Source organism: Sphingopyxis sp. (assembly GCF_035944815.1).
GTDB lineage: Bacteria > Pseudomonadota > Alphaproteobacteria > Sphingomonadales > Sphingomonadaceae > Sphingopyxis.
This window is the reverse complement of the sequence record NZ_DASZAU010000002.1, coordinates 115,657-136,037: the sequence shown is the minus strand read 5'-3', so window position 1 is coordinate 136,037 and position 20,381 is coordinate 115,657. Positions and strand designations below refer to the sequence as shown.

Annotated in this window: 20 protein-coding genes; 11 read left to right on the top strand and 9 right to left on the bottom strand. The window is 65.4% G+C overall.

What is annotated here, in order from left to right; genetic code table 11:
• The first annotated feature begins 77 nt into the window (after positions 1-77).
• The gene (locus VGU00_RS01650) at positions 78-797 is read left to right on the top strand and encodes an HAD-IB family hydrolase (protein WP_327464830.1); all 720 of its coding nucleotides are present in this window, start codon (positions 78-80) and stop codon (positions 795-797) included.
• Positions 798-914: 117 nt separating this feature from the next.
• On the opposite strand, the gene VGU00_RS01645 is transcribed toward VGU00_RS01650, so the two are convergent.
• The 6 genes from VGU00_RS01645 to lgt form a co-directional block, all read right to left on the bottom strand.
• A complete protein-coding gene (locus tag VGU00_RS01645) occupies positions 915-2,207 on the bottom strand; it encodes a cystathionine gamma-synthase family protein (protein ID WP_327464828.1) in 1,293 nt (430 codons plus the stop codon).
• Between the two features lie 68 nt (positions 2,208-2,275).
• Entirely contained in the window at positions 2,276-3,682 is a 1,407-nt protein-coding gene (locus VGU00_RS01640) for a DASS family sodium-coupled anion symporter (RefSeq protein ID WP_327464826.1), read from the bottom strand.
• Positions 3,683-3,690: 8 nt separating this feature from the next.
• Positions 3,691-4,458, bottom strand: coding sequence for a peptidoglycan editing factor PgeF (pgeF, locus tag VGU00_RS01635; protein WP_327464824.1), 768 nt, complete (start codon positions 4,456-4,458; stop codon positions 3,691-3,693).
• A complete protein-coding gene (locus tag VGU00_RS01630) occupies positions 4,455-4,973 on the bottom strand; it encodes a GNAT family N-acetyltransferase (protein WP_327464822.1) in 519 nt (172 codons plus the stop codon). The genes pgeF and VGU00_RS01630 overlap by 4 nt, the downstream gene beginning before the upstream one ends.
• Positions 4,970-6,001, bottom strand: a complete 1,032-nt coding sequence (locus tag VGU00_RS01625) for a class I SAM-dependent methyltransferase (protein WP_414713490.1) — start codon at positions 5,999-6,001, stop codon at positions 4,970-4,972. Before VGU00_RS01625 ends, VGU00_RS01630 begins: the two co-directional genes overlap by 4 nt.
• A gap of 25 nt (positions 6,002-6,026) precedes the next feature.
• The gene (gene lgt, locus VGU00_RS01620; RefSeq protein WP_414713477.1) at positions 6,027-6,902 is read right to left on the bottom strand and encodes a prolipoprotein diacylglyceryl transferase; all 876 of its coding nucleotides are present in this window, start codon (positions 6,900-6,902) and stop codon (positions 6,027-6,029) included.
• A 77-nt stretch (positions 6,903-6,979) separates the two neighbouring features.
• Between lgt and VGU00_RS01615 the strand changes: the two genes are divergently transcribed.
• The 5 genes from VGU00_RS01615 to VGU00_RS01595 are packed head-to-tail and all read left to right on the top strand — an operon-like array spanning position 6,980 to position 12,293.
• On the top strand, positions 6,980-8,686 hold the full coding sequence (locus VGU00_RS01615; RefSeq protein ID WP_327464818.1) for a class I adenylate-forming enzyme family protein: 1,707 nt from the start codon (positions 6,980-6,982) through the stop codon (positions 8,684-8,686).
• 30 nt (positions 8,687-8,716) lie between these two features.
• Positions 8,717-9,565 carry a cytochrome b/b6 domain-containing protein gene (locus VGU00_RS01610; protein ID WP_327464816.1) on the top strand — a complete coding sequence of 283 codons (849 nt, stop codon included), beginning with the start codon at positions 8,717-8,719 and terminating at the stop codon, positions 9,563-9,565.
• A complete protein-coding gene (locus tag VGU00_RS01605) occupies positions 9,562-10,341 on the top strand; it encodes a molybdopterin-dependent oxidoreductase (RefSeq protein WP_327464814.1) in 780 nt (259 codons plus the stop codon). The genes VGU00_RS01610 and VGU00_RS01605 overlap by 4 nt, the downstream gene beginning before the upstream one ends.
• 40 nt (positions 10,342-10,381) lie before the next feature.
• Positions 10,382-11,632, top strand: a complete 1,251-nt coding sequence (locus tag VGU00_RS01600; protein ID WP_327464812.1) for a cyclopropane-fatty-acyl-phospholipid synthase family protein — start codon at positions 10,382-10,384, stop codon at positions 11,630-11,632.
• A 40-nt stretch (positions 11,633-11,672) separates the two neighbouring features.
• Positions 11,673-12,293 (top strand): hypothetical protein, encoded by a 621-nt coding sequence (locus tag VGU00_RS01595; RefSeq protein WP_327464810.1) that lies wholly within the window; start codon positions 11,673-11,675, stop codon positions 12,291-12,293.
• 6 nt (positions 12,294-12,299) lie between these two features.
• Here the strand turns inward: VGU00_RS01595 and VGU00_RS01590 are convergent, their stop codons facing one another.
• Positions 12,300-12,737 (bottom strand): DUF1801 domain-containing protein, encoded by a 438-nt coding sequence (locus tag VGU00_RS01590; RefSeq protein WP_327464808.1) that lies wholly within the window; start codon positions 12,735-12,737, stop codon positions 12,300-12,302.
• Positions 12,738-12,785: 48 nt separating this feature from the next.
• Complete coding sequence (locus VGU00_RS01585; protein WP_327464806.1) at positions 12,786-13,745, bottom strand: helix-turn-helix transcriptional regulator; 960 nt, start codon at positions 13,743-13,745, stop codon at positions 12,786-12,788.
• Positions 13,746-13,881: 136 nt separating this feature from the next.
• Here VGU00_RS01585 and VGU00_RS01580 point away from each other — a divergent pair, with 136 nt between their 5' ends.
• From VGU00_RS01580 to VGU00_RS01560, 5 genes are all read left to right on the top strand, one after another.
• Positions 13,882-14,382, top strand: coding sequence for a hypothetical protein (locus VGU00_RS01580; protein WP_327464804.1), 501 nt, complete (start codon positions 13,882-13,884; stop codon positions 14,380-14,382).
• A 76-nt stretch (positions 14,383-14,458) separates the two neighbouring features.
• Positions 14,459-15,676, top strand: coding sequence for an argininosuccinate synthase (locus VGU00_RS01575; RefSeq protein WP_327464802.1), 1,218 nt, complete (start codon positions 14,459-14,461; stop codon positions 15,674-15,676).
• A 63-nt stretch (positions 15,677-15,739) separates the two neighbouring features.
• Positions 15,740-16,750 (top strand): threonine aldolase family protein, encoded by a 1,011-nt coding sequence (locus tag VGU00_RS01570; RefSeq protein ID WP_327464801.1) that lies wholly within the window; start codon positions 15,740-15,742, stop codon positions 16,748-16,750.
• A complete protein-coding gene (locus tag VGU00_RS01565; protein ID WP_327464800.1) occupies positions 16,747-17,709 on the top strand; it encodes a DMT family transporter in 963 nt (320 codons plus the stop codon). Before VGU00_RS01570 ends, VGU00_RS01565 begins: the two co-directional genes overlap by 4 nt.
• Before the next feature lie 31 nt (positions 17,710-17,740).
• Positions 17,741-19,012: an alpha/beta hydrolase gene (locus VGU00_RS01560; RefSeq protein ID WP_327464798.1), complete on the top strand. Its 1,272-nt coding sequence runs from the start codon at positions 17,741-17,743 to the stop codon at positions 19,010-19,012.
• A gap of 70 nt (positions 19,013-19,082) precedes the next feature.
• Here the strand turns inward: VGU00_RS01560 and murA are convergent, their stop codons facing one another.
• Complete coding sequence (gene murA, locus VGU00_RS01555) at positions 19,083-20,366, bottom strand: UDP-N-acetylglucosamine 1-carboxyvinyltransferase (protein WP_327464797.1); 1,284 nt, start codon at positions 20,364-20,366, stop codon at positions 19,083-19,085.
• Between the last annotated feature and the right edge of the window lie 15 nt (positions 20,367-20,381).

Below are 20,381 nucleotides of genomic sequence, written 5' to 3'. Positions count from 1 at the left end.
CCCCCGCACGGCAAGTGAATCCATGGTCCAGCTTGTCAGGCCTTGGCCGCGATATGGGGTCATACTATGGGTTGGGGATGGAAGATCCGCTCGCCACGCCGCCCCCCGACTATGCGCACCGTGTCGCGATGTACGACATGGACAGGACGATAACGCGTTCAGGGACTTACAGCGGGTTCCTCATCCATGTTGCGCGGCAGCGCCAGCAATGGCGACTGCTGCTCCTGCCGCTCGTCGGGCTCGCCGGCGCCGCCTGGTCGCTGCGGCTGATCGATCGGTCGCGGCTCAAGGCGATCAATCTTCGCCTGCTTGTCGGCAAGCGTTTTCGCCGCACCGAAATCGCCCCGCTGGCCGAAAGCTATGCCGACAAGGTCGTCGCGCGCGGACTGCATCCGGCTGCGCTCGAGCAGATCGCCGCCGACCGCGAGGCGGGGTATCGGCTGCTTCTCGCGACGGCGTCCTTCCATCTTTATGTCGATGCGATCGCGCGGCGGCTGGGGATGGACGATGTCCTCGCGACGCGGCTCGACGAACCCGACGGCGCCGATCATATCCACGCGCGCATCGCCGGCGACAATTGCTATGGCGAGGCGAAGTTCGCGCGCATCTCGGACTGGCTCGCGGCCAATGAGATCACGCGCGAGGCGGCGCATGTCCGCGCCTATTCGGACCATGTCTCCGACCATCCGATGCTGCATTTTGCCGACGAAGCGGTCGCGACGACGCCGTCGCGCAAGCTGAAGCAGCTCGCGCCGCAAATGGGCTGGCAGGTCGTCGACTGGCGGACGCGACGCTAAACCATGTTCATGTTCCCTCGCGAAGGCGGGGGCCCATCACCGGTCGGCGCTATTCTGAAGCGGCGGGAGATGGGGCCCCGCCTTCGCGGGGACACGCGCTTTTCCTGCGGTCCGTGGTTAGACCGCGTCCAGCGCCTGCGCGAAGTCGGCGATCAGGTCGTCGGCATCCTCGATCCCGACCGACACGCGCACCAGATTGTCGGTGATGCCGAGCGCCTTCTTGCGCTCGTCCGGAACCGACAGGTGCGTCATCGCCGCCGGATGGCTGGCGAGCGTTTCGGTACCGCCAAGGCTGACTGCGAGCTTTGCGATCTTGAGCGCGTCGAGGAAGCGGAAACTCTCTTCCTCGCCGCCCTTGATGAACAGCGAGAAGGTCGATCCCGCGCCGGTGCAGTGGCGATCGTAGATATCCTTCTGCCGTGCGTCGCTGATGAAGCCGAGATAGCCGAGGCCTTCGACCTTCGGATGATCGCGAAGGAAGGTGCAGACCTTCAGCGCATTTTCGCCCGCGCGGCTCATTCTGAGTTCGAGCGTTTCGAGGCTGCGCAGCAGCATCCACGCGGTGTTGGGGTCGCAGATCGTGCCGATCGTGTTGCGCATCGGGCGGATCGCGTTGATCAGCGCCTGACCCCCCGACACCCCGCCCGCGACGAGGTCCGAATGGCCGCCGGCATATTTGGTGAGGCTGTAGACGACGAGTTCGGCGCCCTGATTGAGCGGCTTTTGCCACAGGGGGCCGAGGAAGGTGTTGTCGATCGCGATCGCGGGCTTCTGCTCGCCGGTGAAGGCGGCATCGCGTGCGGCGCGCACCGCCTCGACGTCGACGAGCGCGTTGGTCGGGTTCGCCGGGCTTTCGAGATATACGAGCGCTACCTTGCCGCCCTTTTCGTCGGCAAGCGTCTTGGCGCGCGCGAGGATCGCGTCGATTTCCTCACGCGTCGCGCCGGCGGGGAAGTCGACGAAGCTGACCCCGAAGCGCGACAGGATGCGGGCAATCAGCGTTTCGGTCGCGGCATAGAGCGGGCCCGAATGGACGATCACGTCATTCTGGCCGACGAGCGCGAGGAGCAAAGTCGCGATCGCCGACATGCCGCTGGAGAAGACGAGGCTGTCGTCGGCGCCGTCCCAGACCGCAAGCCGGTCCTCGAGGATTTCCTGGTTCGGACCGTTGAAGCGCGAATAGACGAGGCCGTCGGCGGGGCCTTCGCGCTTGCCCGTGATATGTTCGAAGAAGCGCTTGCCCGCTGCCGCGCTTTCGAACGCAAAGGTCGAGGTAAGGAAGATCGGCGGCTTCAGCGAGCCTTCGGAGAGGGTCGGGTCATAGCCGAGTCCCATCATCAGCGTCGCGGGGCTGAGGTCCTTGTCGCCGATTTTCTTGCTGTTCGTCTTGGGTTTGCCGCGCATGGCCATGGGGATGCTCCTTGAATGTTGCCGTCCTTATAGCGTCCGAAGTTTCGTTTGAAACTATATTGCGCGGCTCAACCCAGCATGGCGATGGCCCAGATCACCCCGATCAAGAGCGGGACGCCGATGATGTCGAGTGCGAGCCCGGCCTTCAATATACGCGGCAGCGCGATGTGGCCGGTAGCCCAGGCTAGCGCGTTGGGGCCGGTCCCCGACGGCAGCATGAAGCCCCAGCTCGCCGCCATCGCGACGGGTAGCGCGAGCAGCACCGGATCGGCGCCCGTCGCCGCGATCAATGCCGCGAGCACGGGCATGATCCCGCTCGCGGTTGCGACATTGCTGGCAAATTCGGTGATCAGGATTGTGAGTGCGACGATCGTCGCCGCGAGCAGGATCGTCGGCACGCTGCCGAGCGGGGCGAGGACGGCACCCAGCCAGGCCGCGAGCCCGCTCGCGGTGATCGCCGCGGCAAGCGCGAGACCGCCGCCGAACATCATGATGACGCCCCATGGCGCGCGGTCGGCTTCCTTCCAGAGCAGGAGCGGGCGGCCGGTCCCGTCGGGCAGGATGAAGAGCAGCAGGCTGCCAGCGACCGCGATCGTGCCGTCGGTGAGCGCACCCTTCGGCAGCATCGGCTCGAGCCAGGGCTGCGCGATCCACGCGACGAGCACGAGCAGGAAGATCGGGACGACGCGCCGTTCGGCGGTCGACCAGATCGCCTGATTGCCGAGCGCCGCCGCCGCCGCGGTGCCGTCGAAGGGATGGTCGGCAAGCCGCTGGACGCGTGCGAGAATCCACATCGCGATCGGCGTCGACAAGAGGACGATGGGGACGCCGTAGATCGCCCAGTCGAGGAAGGCGATGCGCAGGCCCAGCGCTTTTTCGATGAGCCCTGCTGCGATGGCGTTGGTCGGGCTGCCGACGAGTGTGCCGAGCCCGCCGATCGATGCGGCAAAGGCGATTCCCATCATCACCGCACCGGCGAAGCCCTCGGTCTCGCCCTCGTGCACCCCGCCGGCGCGGACGACCGCGAGCGCGATGGGGATCATGATCAGCGCGGTCGAGGTGTTCGAGATGAACATGCTGAGCAGTGCGGTTGCCGCCATGAAGGCAAAGAGCAGGCCCGATGCGGTCGGCGACGCGCGCTTGAGCAAGGCGAGCGCCAGCCGCCGGTGCAGCCCGACGCGCTCGATCGCCAGCGCGAGGAAGGCGCCGCCGAGGATCAGGAACAGGATCGGTGAATAATATTCCTTCGCGATCGCATTGGCGTCCATGACGCCAAAGGCGGGCACGGTGAGGAAGGGAATGAGTGCGGTGACGGTCAGCGGCAGCGCCTCGGTCATCCACCAGATTGCCATCAGGACGGTCAGCGCCGCGACGCGCCAAGCGGTAAGCTCCATGCCCGCCGGAGCGGGAGCCAGGAGCATGATGCCGAAAACGACGAGCCCGCCGATCAATCCCAACCAGCGCGTGCGCGTCATCTTGCCTCTTATCCTCCCGCCAGTCCGATCACCGATAGCTGGCGGCCATAGGTGTTTTCCCCATTGTGGCACGCGCGGCGATAGCTGAAATACTCCTGCCCCTGGGCATAGGTGTCCTGCCCGCCGATGGCAATTCGCGTTAGGCCGGCGGCGGCGAGCCGCGCCGCGACATAAGCGGCGATGTCGAACATCGCATGGCCGGGCTTGCCCGCAGCAAAGAAGCGCTCGTTCGCGGGATCGTCGGTCAGGAAGCGCTGCACAAAGCCGTCGTCGACCTCGTACGAGGCGCGCCCGATGCAGGGGCCGATCGCGGCGGCGATATTCGCGCGGCGCGCGCCGAGGCTTTCCATGATGTCGAGCGTCGCATCGGTAACCCCCGCGACCGCGCCCTTCCAGCCGGCATGCGCCGCGCCGACGACGCCGGCGTCGCGGTCGGCGAACAGCACGGGGACGCAGTCGGCGGTCAATATGCCGAGCAGGACGCCGGGCGTGCGCGTGGCGAGGGCATCGGCTTCGGGACGCGCGGCAAGGTCGCTGTTTTCGTCAATGATGACGCAGCGATTGCCGTGAACCTGATAAAGGCCGGTCAGCGTCGCGCCCGGCAGTGCGGTATCCGTCACGCGCCGGCGGTTCTCCGCAATCAGCGCCGGATCGTCGCTCGACCCGAGCCCGCAGTTGAGCGACGCAAGGTCGCCCGCCGACACGCCGCCGCGGCGTCCGAAGAAGCCGTGCGCGATACCGTCCAGCGTCGGTGCGGTGACGAAAGCGGCGCTCACAGGTCGAGCCTGAAGAAGCGGTCTTCGTCGATATGATTGCCGACGCGAAACGCGTTGCGGCCGACGTCGTAAAATCCATAGCGACGGTAAAAGGCCTGCGCGCGATCGTTTTCGGTAAAGACGGTGAGGTAGAGCGTCGAGGCGCGTTCGCGCGCCCAGCCGATACCCCATTCCATCAGCGCCACCGCGACGCCGGTGCCCTTGGCGGCTTCGGCGACATAGAGCTGGTGTAGCTCGACGGCATTGTCGGTCGGTTGCTCTGCGGGCAGTTCGAAATCGACCGGGCCCATCTTGATATAGCCGAGGATCGCGCCGGCTTCGCTGCGGACCACCGCGATATCATGATCGTCGCTGGCGATCTGCGCGCGCACCCGGTCGGGCGGGTTCCAGCCGGCAAGGAAGGTCGCGAGGTCGGCAGGATCGTAGATATGCCCGAACGTGTGCGTGAAGGAGCCGTTGGCGAAGGCGGCGATCGCCTCGGCATCGGCGGGCTGTGCCAATTGGATGGCGGTCATGCGGCGTCTCCTGCAAATCCTGCGGGCGCGGGCCAGCCCGGTGCGGTGAAGGCCATCACCTTGAACAAGTCGCCCATCTCGCGCGGCTCGACGAGACGGTCGCGTTGGGCCTTCAACTCTTCGGCGCGGGCGGGCGCGGCGTTGGTGAGCGATTGCAGGCGGGCGTCGATGCCGAGCCGCCCGAGCCACGCACCTTGTGTCACGAGATCGGTAACGCTTGCACCGGCGCTCCGTGCCGCGTCGGCGAGCGTCGTGAAATCGACATGCGCGGTCAGGTCGACCTCGCCCGGATCGGCGAAGGGATCGACGAAGCGGTGCGCCTTGACAGCCTGCAACGTGTCGCCCGCGGCGGGACCGCTGTAACCATAGTCGATCGCGAGCATCGCGCCGCCCTGTCGCGCGAGGCGAAAGGCGCAGCGCTGCATGATCGCTGCCGACGCGGGCGTCGTTTCGACGATCGTTCCCACAGGTTCGCTGCGCAGCGCCGGTGGAATGGCTTCGTCGGCCGGAACGTCGCCTGCAACGGGTGTCACCGTTCCATCTTGGCGCTCGACCATGCGCTCGCGCCATCTGTCGATGGTGCGGATATATTGATGGATTGGCAGGGCGTCGAAAAATTCGTTCGCGACGATGATCAGCGGCGCGTCGTCGGGCAGCGCGTCGATTTCGTCATGATGCTGCGCCGCGGGCAGGCGCGCGAGCTGCGCAGCGCGCAATGTCGGGCTTGTTTCGACCAGTTGGGCGCCCAGCGGCGTGCAGCCGAAGCGCGCCATCGTACGCAGCGCGTCGACCGCGAGCGTGCCGCGGCCGGGCCCGAGTTCGACATAATGGAAGTGCGGGCTGCCCGCGCGCGACCAGAGGTCGGCGATCCAGATGCCGACCATCTCGCCGAACATCTGGCTGATTTCGGGCGCCGTGGTGAAATCTCCCGCGACGCCGAGCGGATCGCGCGTCGCATAATAATGAGCATTCGCCGCCGCCATATAGTCGGCGACGCTCATCGGCCGGGCGGCCGCGATTTCGCTTATCAACTCGTCCGGGGTCGGCGGGCCGTCACGCAATGCTGTCGGTTCCGGCGACCGGCTCGATCCGCTGGCGGCGGCCCTTGGCGGTCGCCACGAGCCAGAAGCCGCCCAGCAGCATCGGGACCGTGAGCGTCTGTCCCATCGTCAGCCCCCACGACAGCGTGCCGAGCTGGACGTCGGGTTCGCGCACGAACTCGACCGCAAAGCGGCTGAGGCCATAGATGATCGCCGCCATGCCGAACAGGAAGCCGGGCTTGTAACGCGCGTCGGTGCGCCAGAAGAAGAAGGCGAGGATCGCCATCATCACGATCCCTTCGAGCCCGGCTTCATAGAGCTGGCTCGGGTGGCGCGGGTCCATAGTGCCGCTGTCCGGAAAGATGATCGCCCAAGGCACGGTCGTCGCGCGGCCCCACAGCTCGCCATTCACGAAATTGGCGAGGCGGCCGAAGAAGAGCCCGAAGGGCACGACGCAGGCGACATAGTCGCAGAACCGCAGGAAGCTCAGCTTCTCCTTGCGCGTCACATACCAGATCGCGATCAGCACGCCGATGACGCCGCCGTGGAGCGACATGCCGCCATCCCATAGTTTGAAGATTTCGAGCGGCTTTTCGATATAGTTCCCAAGGTTGTAGAACAGCACATAGCCCAGCCGCCCGCCGAGGATGATCCCGAGCATCGCATAGAAGATCATGTCGTCGGCGTGACGCCGCGCCATCGGGGCGCCGGGCTGCGCGATCAGCTTCAAGAGATACCAGTAGCCGATAAAAATCCCGGCTAGATAGGCAAGCGCATACCAGCGGATCGGCAAGCCGAAGACGCTGAACGCGATCTCGGAGTTCTCCCCCATGAGATCGTGAAAGTTCACATATTGCGTTGCTTCGGCTAAGGTTGCAAAAAGAAACATATAGTCGCGCTGTCCTTCCCCAGGAGAGGCCTCCCCATAAGGGGTATGGCGAGCGAGACCAAGAGGAGAGATGAAAGATGCCATCTGCGCTCGATTTGCGCCTGGAAGCCGCCTATAATCTGATCACCGGTCCGGGCGGACCGATCCAGGTCGGGTCCGTCGAACGCTTCGGCCACCAGCTTCCGATTATCAGCAATGCGCCGACCAATCTGGCGGACTATGTTGCCTTTTTCGCTGCGCAGCATGGCGATGCGACCTTCCTCGTCGAAGGCGAGGAACGGCTGTCGTTCAAGCAGGTCTATATGGCGGCGCGGCAGGTCGCGGCGGGGCTGGTCGAGGGGCATGGCGTCCAGCGCGGCGACCGTGTCGGGCTCGCGATGCGCAACGCCAACGCCTGGTGCGTTTCCTATATCGGCATATTGATGGCGGGCGGCTGCGCGACATTGCTCAACGGCTGGTGGCAGGGCGGCGAGCTCGCTGCCGGTATCATCGACAGCGAAGCCCGGCTGGTGATCGCCGACCCGCAGCGCGCGGCGCGGCTCGAAGGCGTCGAGCATGGCGCGAAGATCGTCACGCTCGACGTGACGCAGCCGATCGAGCAGGCGATCGCGCCGATCACGGGTGCCGGCGGTAGCGCGGCGACGGCGCTGCCGACGCTGACCGGGCAGGATCTCGCCACCATCCTCTTTACCTCGGGTTCCACGGGCCAGTCGAAGGGCGCCTATTCGCGGCACGAAGCGGTGGTGCAGGCGATCTTCAACTATGTGACGCAGACCGCGAGCATCGTCCACCTGCTGACCGAAGACGGCCAGATGTCGGATATCCAGCCCGCGACTTTGATCTGCACGCCCTTGTTCCACGTCACCGCCGAAATCCCGGTTTTCCTGCAGAGCTTCGCGCTCGGCCGCAAACTGGTGCTGATGCCCAAATGGAATGCCGACGAGGCGATGCGGCTGATCCAGGACGAGCAGGTCAATTATTTCGTCGGCGTGCCGCTGATGAGCTATGAAATCCTCACAAGCCCGAACCGCAAGAATTACGACCTGTCGACGTGTAAGAGCTACGCCGGCGGCGGCGCGCCGCGCCCGCCCGAGCATGTGCGGCGCCTTGCGACGGAAATGGGCGAGGCGAAGCCGCTTCTCGGCTATGGCCTTACCGAAACCAACGCGGTCGGGTGCGGCATCATCAACGAAAACTACGTCGAAAAGCCGATGTCGACCGGCCCGGCGTCGAAGCCGCTTGTCGATCTTGCGATCCTCGACGACAATGGCAACGACGTTGCACAAGGCGGGGTCGGTGAAGTCTGCATCCGGTCGGTGTGCAATTTCGAGGGCTATTGGAACAATGAAGCCGCGACCAGGGCGGCCTTCTTCGACAATGGCTATTTCCGTTCGGGCGACCTCGGCTATCTCGACGCCGACGGCTATCTGTTCATCGTCGACCGCAAGAAGGACATCATCATCCGCGGCGGCGAGAATATCAGTTGCCAGGAAGTCGAGGCGGCGATCTACGAGCATGCCGAGGTCAACGAATGCGCGGTGTTCGGTCTTCCCGATGAGCGCCTCGGCGAATGCGTCGGTGCGGTCGTCTGGACGAAGCCGGGCAGCAGCGTGGCCGCCGACGACCTCGTTTCTTTCCTCGGCGCGCGGCTCGCGCCCTACAAGGTGCCGTGCCAGATCTGGATGTCGAACGACGCGCTGCCCAAGCTCGGCAGCGAAAAGATCGACAAGGTCAGCTTGCGGAACCACTATCGCGAGGAATATGCAGCGAAGGCCGTCGCGTAACCGGACGGCGTGATGGAGCGAACCGGGACCATGGCCGAGGCTGAAACTCCCGTCGCTCCCGAAAAGCCGGGGCCGGTGCGCGTCTATCGCCACCGGTTGCCGGCGCGCATCTGGCATTGGCTGAATGCCGTGACCTTGCTCATCCTGTTGATGAGCGGGCTGATGATCTTCAACGCGCACCCGCGCCTCTATTGGGGCCAATATGGTGCCAACCCCGACTATGCCTGGCTGGCGGTCGGTTCGACGCCGAAGACCGGCTTCGTGCGTATCGGCGACACGCGGATCGAGACCACCGGGGTGCTCGGACGTTGGACCGATGCCGAGGGCGCCCAGCAGACCTGGGCTTTTCCGGGCTGGGCGACGATCCCTACCACCTATAGCCTGGCCGACGGGCGCCGCTGGCATTTGCTGTTCGCGTGGGTGCTCGCGATCAGCCTGACGCTCTACATGCTGTGGAGCCTCGTCGGCGGGCATCTGAAAAGGGACCTGCACGTCCGCCGCGCCGAATGGGCGCCGCGCCATATCTGGCAGGATGTGAAGGATCATGCACGGCTGCGCTTCCCGAGGGGTGAAGCCGCGGCCCGCTATCATATCCTCCAGAAGCTCAGCTACATCGGCGTCATCTTTGTCCTGCTGCCGCTGATGATCGCCACCGGCCTCACCATGTCGCCCGGCATGAACGCGTCGGCGCCCTGGCTGCTCGACCTGTTCGGCGGGCGCCAGTCGGCGCGGTCGATCCATTTTCTTGCCGCATGGGCGCTGGGCGCCTTCTTTCTTGTCCATATCGCGATGGTGCTGCTCGCCGGGCCGGTGAACGAAATCCGCTCGATGCTGACCGGCTGGTTCCGGCTGCCGCCCGAGAAGGACGAGGCAGCATGAGCGGGATCGTCCTGCCGCGCCGTCAGCTGATCGCACGCGCCGGCGGGCTTGTCGCCGCAACCGGCGCCTTGCCATTGCTGTCGGGCTGCGACGCGATCAACGAGGCGCCGGCGGTGCGCAAGATATTGTCGATGGGCGAAGAGATGAACCGCGCCAGCCAGCGCGCGCTGACGGACCGCGACGCGCTCGCGCGCGAGTTCACCCGCGCCGACCTGTCGCCGACCTTCCGGCCGAACGGAACAAAGCTGCCGCCGGGCGACGCCTATGCCGCCCATGCCGCGGCGGGCTTCGCCGACTGGCGCGTGCAGGTCACGGGCCTTGTCGCGCGCCCGTTGTCAATCTCGATGGCCGATATTCGCGCGATGCCGCAGCGCACGCAGATCACCCGGCACGACTGTGTCGAAGGGTGGAGCGCGATCGGCCAGTGGACCGGGCCGCAGCTCAGCCGCATCCTTGCCGCCGCACGGGTGAAGGACAGCGCGCGCTATATCGTTTTTCGCTGCGCCGATCGGCTTGGCGATGCGCTCTACTATGAAAGTTGCGACATGGTCGATGCGCTGCATCCGCAGACGATCATGGCGTGGGCGCTTAACGGTGTTGTGTTGCCGATCGCCAATGGTGCGCCGCTGCGCCTGCGCATCGAGCGCCAGCTTGGCTACAAGCACGCCAAATATGTGAATGCGATCGAGGCGGTCGCAAGCCTCGACCGAATCGGCGCGGGTAAGGGCGGCTATTGGGAAGATCGCATCGATTATGAATGGTATGCGGGAATCTGACCGGAACCATTTTTTGCATTGGCTGTTCAGTCGTTAAAATATGTCGATCTTGCGTCCGTTTCTCTCCCGGATCATTCGTCAGGGGCGGCTGACCGTCGTCGCGCCCGATGGCGCGCGCGAAGAATATGGTCGGCCGGCGCCCGGTTTTCCCGATGTCGCCATCCGCTTTACCAGCCGCCGCGGGATGCGCCGCATCATCCTCGATCCGCGGCTCGGCGCCGCCGAAGCGTTCATGGACGGCGAGATGGAGCTGGTTCAGGGCGACATCATGGACCTGATCGGTCTGATCCGCATAAACACACCATGGGATCGCGGCGCGAGACTGCACGACAAGACCTGGCTCGGCCGGCGCGCCGAATGGGTGAAGACACGGATCGGCTCGATCAACCGCCAGCGCCGGTCGCGCGCCAACGTCAAGCATCATTACGACATCGGCAACGACCTCTACCGCCTCTTCCTCGACGAAGACATGCAATATAGCTGCGCCTACTGGCCACGGCCGGATATGACGCTCGAGGAAGCACAGGTCGCGAAAAAGGCACATATCGCGGCAAAGCTCGCGCTGGCGCCCGGACAGCGCATCCTCGATATCGGTTGCGGCTGGGGCGGCATGGCGATCACGCTCGCGAAACTCGAGCAGGTCGAGGTTCTGGGCATCACGCTGTCCGACGAACAGCTCGCGCTAGCGCAGCAACGCGCCGAAGCGGCGGGGGTTACCGACCGGGTCAAATTCGAACTGATCGACTATCGCGACCTTGCCGCGCGCGAGCCGGGTCGGTTCGACCGCATCGTGTCGGTCGGCATGTTCGAGCATGTCGGTGCTGCCAATTTCGAAACCTTCTTTCGCGCCGCCGCGAACCTGATGACCGCCGACGGGGTGATGCTGCTCCACACGATCGGCCGTTTCGGCAAGCCCGGCGCCACCGATGCCTTCACCCGCAAATATATCTTTCCGGGCGGTTACATCCCGGCGCTCAGCGAAACATTGGCCGCCAGCGAGAAGAGCCGCCTGATCGCCACCGATATCGAGACGCTACGCCTCCATTATGCGCTGACGCTGCGCCAATGGTATGCGCGGACGCTGGCGCACGAGGCCGAGATCGTCGCGATGATGGGCGCGCGCTTCTTCCGCATGTGGTGCTTCTACCTCGCGGGGGCCACGGCGGCGTTCGAGAGCGGCGGGATGGGCAATTACCAGATCCAGTTCGCGCGCAGCCGCCACGCGCTGTCATTGACGCGCGACTATATTGGTGAAGCCGAACGGGATTATATCGGCAGGGGCGTAAACTGAGGTCACAACGCGCCGGGAATTGGAGCGGGGAGGGGCATCGATGACCGAAGAGGAGGAACTCACCCGGATCGACCGGTTCGAGTTGCGCAATGGTTGGACGATGCGCCGCGCCGGGCTGAAGGGCTTGCGGATCGAAGCCGAAATCCTTGGCGGGGAAACGCCGGCGCTGCGTCTCACCGGCTCGCGGCGTGGGCGTATCGAAATTCCGCTGGTCGACATCGACTGTATCCGCGCGAGCGTCGACCAGGGGAAGTTTCGCTGGGCCGATTCCTATCGCTGCCTGATCTGGCGCGCCGGCGAACGCAAGCTGGTGCTGGCACCGACCTCGTTCGGCAAGATCATCTACGGCGAACTCATCCTCGAACTCGCCCGCGCGATGAAGCAGGTTGGCCGTTTCGACCGCGTCGAGCGCGGATTGCAACGCTGGGAAACCATCTTCTATTCGATCTTCATGGTCCTTGCTGCGGCGTTTATCGCCTATGCTGCCTGGGACACGCTGCAAATAATGCGCGGCCCGATCGAGGGGAAAGATTTTATCTTTCTCGGCGTCACCGGCGGCTTCAGCCTGTTCCTGCTCGTCGCCAGCGTCAGGATATGGGGCAATATCGGCCCGCCGCGACCCGTGCGCAGCCTGAAGGATCTGCGCGAGGTGCTGCCCTGACGGAGGTCAGTTCGGGTAACGCTCGTTCATCACGTCCCAACTGAGCAGGATGAGCTTTTCGAGAATGTCGAGGTCTATGTCGGCGAGCTTGTTGATATAGAGGCACGACTTGCCATTCTTATATTTGCCCAGCCGTTCGAGCAGCGCATCCGCCTCGGGCTGGCGTTTCTCGTAGTGGCCCATCAGATAGAGTGTCATTGCGGCCTTGCGCGGCGAAAATCCGGCGCGACACATCGTGCCCGAACGGCCGCTGTCATAGACATAGTCGTAGCTGCCATAGCCGATGATCGAGGGACCCCACATTTTGGGCTCCTCGCCGGTGACGCGGCGGTGCATCGCGTCGATCACCGCGGCCTCCTCGCGGCGGCGTTCCTCGGGCACGGCGGCGATGAAATCGGCGACGCTGACCTCCGTCGCCTTGGTCTTGATCTCATCCTTGCTCATGGCGTCCTCCCGGTTTCGCAGGATAGCGAAGCAGGGCGGCAAATCCAGTCAGGCGTGGCGCGCGGCGATCTCGCTCGCGAGCGCGCCGATGCGGCGGCGAAAGCCGTCGGGTGCGATCACCTCGATCTCGGCGCCGAGTGCGATCATCTCGCGCGCGCCATGGTCATTATCCTCGACCATCAGCGCCATCCGGCGCCAGCCATGCGCGTCGGGCGGTTCCGCCGCAGCAACCGCGTCGGCACCGCGCGGCGACTGCCGCGCCAGCCGCTTGCACCCCTCGGGCGACGCGCGGAGGGTCGCGGCGGTCGCGAAGAGCTCCGCCTCGAAACGCGCCTGTTCGGCCTGCCACCATGTCGGCAGGTGAAAATCCTTCGGCCGGTCGAAGGTCGCGCCGCCTGCCTCGGGCGCGTGGATGTTCGACACGCGAAAGATGCGTATCTTTCCCACGCCGCGCGCGGCGAGATACCAGCTACCCGCCTTGAGTATGAGCCCGAGCGGTTCGACCGTCCAGTTGCGCAGCCCCTGCCAGCTTTCATAGCGCATTGTGAGCACGCGCTGGTCGAAAACCGCACGCGCAATCGCCGGCAGCGCGGGCAGGCTTTCGCGGCTCCGATACCAATTGACCGGATCGAGGTGAAAGCGTGCCGCCATGCGGTCGGCGAGTGCGCCGCCGCCGCCCGGGATCGCCGCGAGCAGCTTGCCGCGCGCCGCGCTCGTCGCGGCACCAAACCCCAGCTCGGCGGCCGGGCCGGGCAGGCCGATCATCGTCGCGACCTCGGCCTCGTCCGCTGACAGGCCGGTCAACCGCGTCCGATAGCCGTCGAGCAGCTGGAAACCGCCGCCCGGGCCGCGGTCGCCATACACCGGCACCCCTGCCGCCGACAGCGCATCGATGTCGCGATAGATGGTGCGCTCGGACACTTCGAATTCGGCGGCGAGGTCGGCGGCGGTCAGCCGCTGGCGCAGCTGCAACAATATCAGGATCGAGAGGAGGCGGCTCGCGCGCATTTTTTCACTGTAGCAGAAAATAACTGACAGAGAATGTCAGGATCACGAGCGTAGGCATCGGGTTGAAAGGAACGTCACGATGCCCGATCTTCCCGTCTGTCGGCGGGCCCTGATCACCCTTGCAACAGGAGCCTTTATGTCCAGCCTGATCCCCGCCGCGGCCGCGGCCGCCATCAACCCCGCCCCTGTCGGCAAGCCCGGCGACTTCGATTTCCTGACCGGCGAGTGGCGCATCCACAACAAGTTCCGCGAGGGTGAAAAGTGGATCGAATTCCCCGCCGAGGCGACCGTCGTCGGCATCCTCGGCGGCATCGCCAGCGTTGAGGAACTGCGTATCCCGGCGCGCGGCTTTTCGGGCATGGGGCTCCGCCTGCTCGACGTCGAAAAGAAAATCTGGTCCGATCATTGGGTGAATGCTAGGTCGGGTGTCGTCGCGGTGCCCGGCCAGCTCGGCGTGTTCGAGAATGGGGCCGGAACCTTCTTGTCCGAAGGCGAGGGCGCTGAGGGCCCCGAACTCTATCGCGGCGTATGGGACCGGATCACTGCCAAAAGCTGCCGCTGGTTCCAGGGCACGTCGCGCGACGGTGGCAAGACCTGGGACGACAGCTGGTTCATGGACTGGACGCGTGTGGCCTGAGGAGCCCAAGCCGGTTGCACCTTTGGCGGCGGACTGCTAGCCGCGCCCGCGTCTTTCCCTCGCCAAAGGTGTGCCCATGTCCGAGTCCTTCAAGCGCGTCGTCCTCGCCTATTCGGGCGGCCTCGATACCAGCGTCATTCTGAAGTGGCTGCAGGTCACCTATGGCTGCGAGGTCGTCACCTTCACCGCCGATCTGGGGCAGGGCGAGGAACTGGAGCCCGCGCGTGCCAAGGCCGAGCTGATGGGGATCAAGCCCGAGCATATCTATATCGACGACCTGCGCGAAGAATTCGTCCGCGATTTCGTCTTTCCGATGATGCGCGCCAATGCGCGTTACGAGGGCGATTATCTGCTCGGCACCTCGATCGCGCGCCCGCTGATTTCGAAGCGGCTCGTCGAGATTGCGAAGGAAGTCGGCGCCGACGCCGTCGCGCATGGTGCGACGGGCAAGGGCAACGACCAGGTGCGTTTCGAGCTCAGCGCCTATGCGCTGAACCCCGACATCAAAGTGATCGCACCCTGGCGCGAATGGGACCTCACCAGCCGCACCGCGCTGATCGATTTCGCCGAAAAGAACCAGATTCCGGTACCCAAGGATAAGCGCGGTGAGAGCCCCTTCTCGACCGACGCGAACCTGCTCCACACTTCGTCGGAGGGCAAGGTGCTCGAAAATCCGTGGGACGAGACCCCCGACTATGTCTATTCGCGCACCGTCAATCCCGAGGACGCGCCCGACGCGCCCGAATATATCGAAATGGATTTCGAAAAGGGCGACGGCGTCGCGCTCAATGGCCAAGCGATGTCGCCGGCGACCTTGCTCGCGGTATTGAACGACCTCGGCCGCAAGCATGGCATCGGCCGCCTCGACCTCGTCGAGAACCGCTTCGTCGGTATGAAGTCGCGCGGCATGTACGAGACGCCGGGCGGCGAAATCTATGCGCGCGCACACCGCGGCATCGAAAGCATCACGCTCGACCGCGGCGCGGCGCACCTCAAGGACGAGCTGATGCCGAAATATGCCGAGCTCATCTACAACGGCTTCTGGTTCGCGCCCGAGCGCGAGATGCTGCAGGCGGCGATCGACCTCAGTCAGGAAAGGGTCAGCGGCACCGTTCGTCTCAAGCTCTACAAGGGCAACGCCAGCGTCGTCGGTCGCAAGTCGCCGAACAGCCTCTACAGCGAACGCCATGTGACCTTCGAGGACGATGCCGGCGCTTATGACCAGAAGGATGCGGCGGGCTTCATCAAGCTCAATGCGCTGCGTCTCAAGCTGCTCGCGAAGCGCGACCGTTGATCTTCTGCTGGGAACCGAAATCAAGGGTTAGCATGGCGTCACGACTGCGCTAAGGCGCGAGTCGTGACTGCGACCCGTTTTTTCTCCGACAATGCTGCAACCGTGCATCCCGTGGTGATGGATGCGCTGGCGGCTGCCAATCATGTCGACACCGCTTATGATGGCGATGCGCTCAGCCAGTCGCTCGACGCGGCCTTTTCGGATCTGTTCGAGACGACATGCGAAGTCGTGTGGATCCCCACCGGCACCGCGGCGAACAGCATCATTCTCGCCCATTTCGTGCGGCCCTGGCAGGGCATCCTCTGCTATGAGGAAGCCCATATCGAGGTTGATGAGTGCGGGGCGCCGACCTTTTATTCGGGCGGCGCAAAGCTGATGACCCTGCCGGGGCAGGGGGCCAAGATCGACGCCGAGGCGCTGAAGGCGCGCATCGCCGGCATCCGGAAGGATGTGCATCAGGTTCAGCCCGCCGCGATCAGCATCACCAACGCGACCGAATACGGCCTTGCGTGGCGCGCGGCCGAGGTTGGCGAGATCAGCGAAATCGCCAAGAGCAACGGCATGAAGCTCCATATGGACGGTGCGCGCTTTGCCAATGCGGTGGCCCATCTCGGCTGCGCGCCCGCCGACGTCACATGGCGCGCCGGGGTCGATGCACTGTCGTTCGGTTTCACCAAGAATGGCGCTATGATGGCCGAGGCGATCGTCTTCTTCGGCGGCAGCGGCGGCGCCGGAGTGCGCGAACTCAAGAAGCGCGGCGGTCATCTGCTCAGCAAGGGGCGCTTCGTTGCGGCGCAGATTCGTGCGATGCTGAAGGACGATCTCTGGCTGGTGAATGCGCGCGCCGCCAATGCCGGCGCGGCGAAACTCGCGGCCGCCTGCGGCAGCCGGCTGATGTATCCGGTCGAGGCGAACGAATTGTTCGTCCGACTGACCGCTGAGGAAGCCGCGAAGCTGCGCGCCGCCGGGTTCGATTTTTATGACTGGGGCGACGGTGCGGCGCGCCTTGTCGTCAGCTGGGACCAGGATGCGCAGGCGGTTGCCCCGCTTGCAGCCGCGATCGGCTCGCTATGACCGGCGAGCAGCCGACGCTGCTCAGCCCGCGTATCCTGCTGCCCTTCGCACTGGTGACGCTGATCTGGGGCTCGACGTGGATCGTCATCAAGGGGCAGCTGGGAATCGTCCCGCCGAGCTGGTCGGTGACCTATCGCTTCGCGGTTGCGGCGCTCGCCATGTTCGCTTTCGCGATCGTCCGGCGCGAGCGGTTGGGGCTTGAGCCCCGGGCCATGGCCTTTGCTGTGGCGCTGGGGGTCGCGCAGTTCACCTTCAACTTCAATTTCGTCTACCGCGCCGAACAGCATATTACGTCGGGGCTCGTCGCGGTGCTGTTCGCGCTGCTGATCGTGCCCAATACGCTGCTCGGCCGCGCTTTCCTCAAGACCCCGCTCGAGGGGCGGTTCCTTGCGGGCGCCGGGATTGCGATCGTTGGCGTCGGGTTGATGATCCTGCACGAATATCGCGTGGCGGAGATCGGCGCGGGCGAAGTGCTGCTCGGTACCGCGCTGACCCTTGCGGGGGTGATGAGCGCATCGACCGCAAATGTGATGCAGGGAACGCGGATCGCCCGCGAACAATCGATGGTGGTGATGATCGCCTGGGCGATGCTGTTCGGCGCAGTCGCCGACGGCAGCTATGCGTGGATCACGACCGGCCCGCCGGTGATCGAGCCGACCGCCACCTATATCGGCGGCGTGCTCTATCTCGGTATCATCGCCAGCGCGGTAACCTTTCCGCTCTATTTCAACGTCATCCGCGCGGTCGGGCCGGGGCAGGCGGCCTGGTCGAGCGTGCTGATCCCGATCATCGCGATGGGTTTTTCGACCGCGTTCGAGGGATATCGCTGGGCGACGCTGTCGATCGCGGGCGGCGTCGTCGCGCTGATCGGGCTGGTGATCGCGGTCGCCAAACGCCCCGAACGGCCATCGGTCAGCGGGAATATGGTGTCGGTGGCGGTCGAGCGCGAGACCGGTTGATTTCAGTGTATTGGTATAATAATACGGTGAAATGAAACAACTCGCTGCCTCGCTGCTTCTCGCTTCCGCAACGCTTTCCGCCGCACCGGCTTTCGCCCAGACGGCCTGCCAGCCGGGCACCTATGCGGCGCCCGACGGCGATTTCGTCGTCCTGGTAAAGTCGCCTGCCGTGCCTGCCCCGGGGCTGCGCTACCTGTTCCGCGACGGACAGCGCGGCGCGACGTCGGATAGCGGCGCGCCGCTGGCCTGCGGCGCCGGGGACGTCTCGGTAAACGGCAAGCCTTGGGCGCCGATCGCCTTTCGCGAAACGCCGGCGACCTTCGACAGCGTCGGTACCAAGATGACCGGCGTGCTGATCGAGCCGCCGGGCGCCGATGCCAAACGCCCGCTCGTCGTGATGGTCCATGGTTCCGAACGCAGCTCGCCGATCGGCGGCGTCTATGGCTATGCGATGGCGGCGCAGGGGATTTCGGTCTTCGTCTACGACAAGCGCGGGACGGGCGGGTCCGACGGCGAATATACCCAGAATTTCGAGCTGCTCGCCGCCGATGCCGCAAAGGCGCTCGACACCGCGCGCAGCATGGCGGCGGGCCGCCATGGCCGCGCCGGTTTCTTCGGCGGCAGCCAGGGCGGCTGGGTCGCGCCGCTCGCCGCGACGCGCACGAAAGCCGATTTTGTCGCGATCGGTTTCGGCCTCGTCGCCTCGCCGATCGAGGAGGATCGCGAGCAGATGGTGTCGGAGGTACGCGCGGCGGGGCTGGGCAAGGATGCCGAGGCGCTGGTTACCCGCCTGTCGCAGGCGACGGCGGGCCTGCTACTGTCCGATTTCCGCAGCGGCTACGACGCGCTCGACGCGGCGCGACGCGAAATGGCAGACAAGCCCTGGGCGGCAAAGATCGATGGCGAATATAGCGGCGCGATCGCGCGCATGCCGAACGACGAGCTCAAGCGGGTCGGCGCCGCGCGTTTCGACAATCTCGAACTGATCTGGGATTATGACGCGGTCGCGGCGCTGAAAAAGCTCGATACGCCGCTGCTGTGGGTGCTCGCGGGCGAGGATCGCGAGGCGCCGATCGAAACGACACGCGGCGCGCTGCTCGGCCTCGCGAAGGGCGGCAAGCCGTTCGACGTCTATCTGTTCCCCGACACCGATCACGGCATGTTCGAATATACGACCGCCGCCGACGGTTCGCGGAGCGTGACGCGCATCACCGACGGCTATCTCAAGCTGCTCGGCGACTGGATCAAGGGCAAGGCACGCGGTAGCTATGGCCGCGCCGAACGCCTGACGGCGGCGCGTTGAGGGCGCGAGCGTTCATTCCTGAATCGTCATCCCGGCGAAGGCCGGGATGACGAAAAGAAAGGGGTGCGCCTTATCCCGCGCTGATCCGTTCGATATCGGCGCCGACGGCCTGCAGCTTTTCCTCGAGCCGTTCGTACCCGCGGTCGAGGTGATAGACGCGGTTGACCTCGGTCGTGCCCTGCGCGGCAAGGCCGGCGATGATCAGGCTCATCGACGCGCGGAGGTCGGTTGCCATCACGGGCGCGCCGACCAGATGGTCGACGCCGCGCACGACCGCGCTGCGGCCGCGGACATCGATATCGCAGCCCATGCGCGCGAGTTCGGGGACGTGCATGTAGCGGTTCTCGAAGATCGTTTCGGTGAATAGCGATGCGCCCTTGCCGAGCGTCGCCATCGCCATGAACTGCGCCTGCATGTCGGTCGCGAAACCCGGATAGGGGGCGGTCGACAGGGTGACGGGCTCGGCGCGGCCCGACATGGCGACGCGGATGCCGCCCTTGGTTTCTTCGACCGTCGCGCCCGCCTGGCGCAGCGCGGCGAGCGTTGCGTCCATCTCGTCCGCCTTGGCGCCGACAAGTTCGACATCGCCCTCGGTAATGACGGCGGCGCAGGCGTAGCTGCCCGCCTCGATCCGGTCGGCCATCACGCGGTAGGTCGCGCCATGCAGGCGGTCGACGCCCTCGATCGTCAGCGTTTCGGTGCCGATCCCGTCGATATGCGCCCCCATCGCGACGAGGCAGTTGCACAGGTCGACGATCTCGGGTTCGCGCGCGGCGTTCTCGAGGACGCAGGTCCCCTTGGCGAGCACCGCCGCCATGACGGCATTTTCGGTCGCGCCGACCGACACGACGGGGAAGGTGAATTTGCCGCCGGTCAGACGACCGCCGGGCGCGACGGCCTTCACATAGCCCGACGCGAGCTCGATTTCGGCGCCAAAGGCCTCGAGCGCTTTCAGGTGCAGGTCGATCGGGCGGTTGCCGATTGCGCAGCCGCCGGGCAGCGACACGGTTGCTTCGCCGGCGCGTGCGAGCAGCGGGCCGAGGACGAGGATCGACGCGCGCATCTTGCGCACGATGTCATAGGGCGCGACGGTCGAGGTGAGCGTCGTCGCGCGCGCGGTCATCACGCGGCCGAAGTCCTCGGGCCGCGATCCTTCGATCGTCGTCGAGCAGCCAAGCTGGTTGAGCAGGTGGCCGAAGCCGTCGACGTCGGCAAGGCGCGGCAGGTTGCGCAGCGTCAACGGCTCGTCGGTGAGCAGCGCGCAGGGCAACAGGGTGAGCGCCGCATTCTTGGCGCCGGAGATGGGGATACGGCCCTTGAGTCGCTGGCCGCCGCGAATGACGATTTGATCCATCGGCTGTCTTTAGCG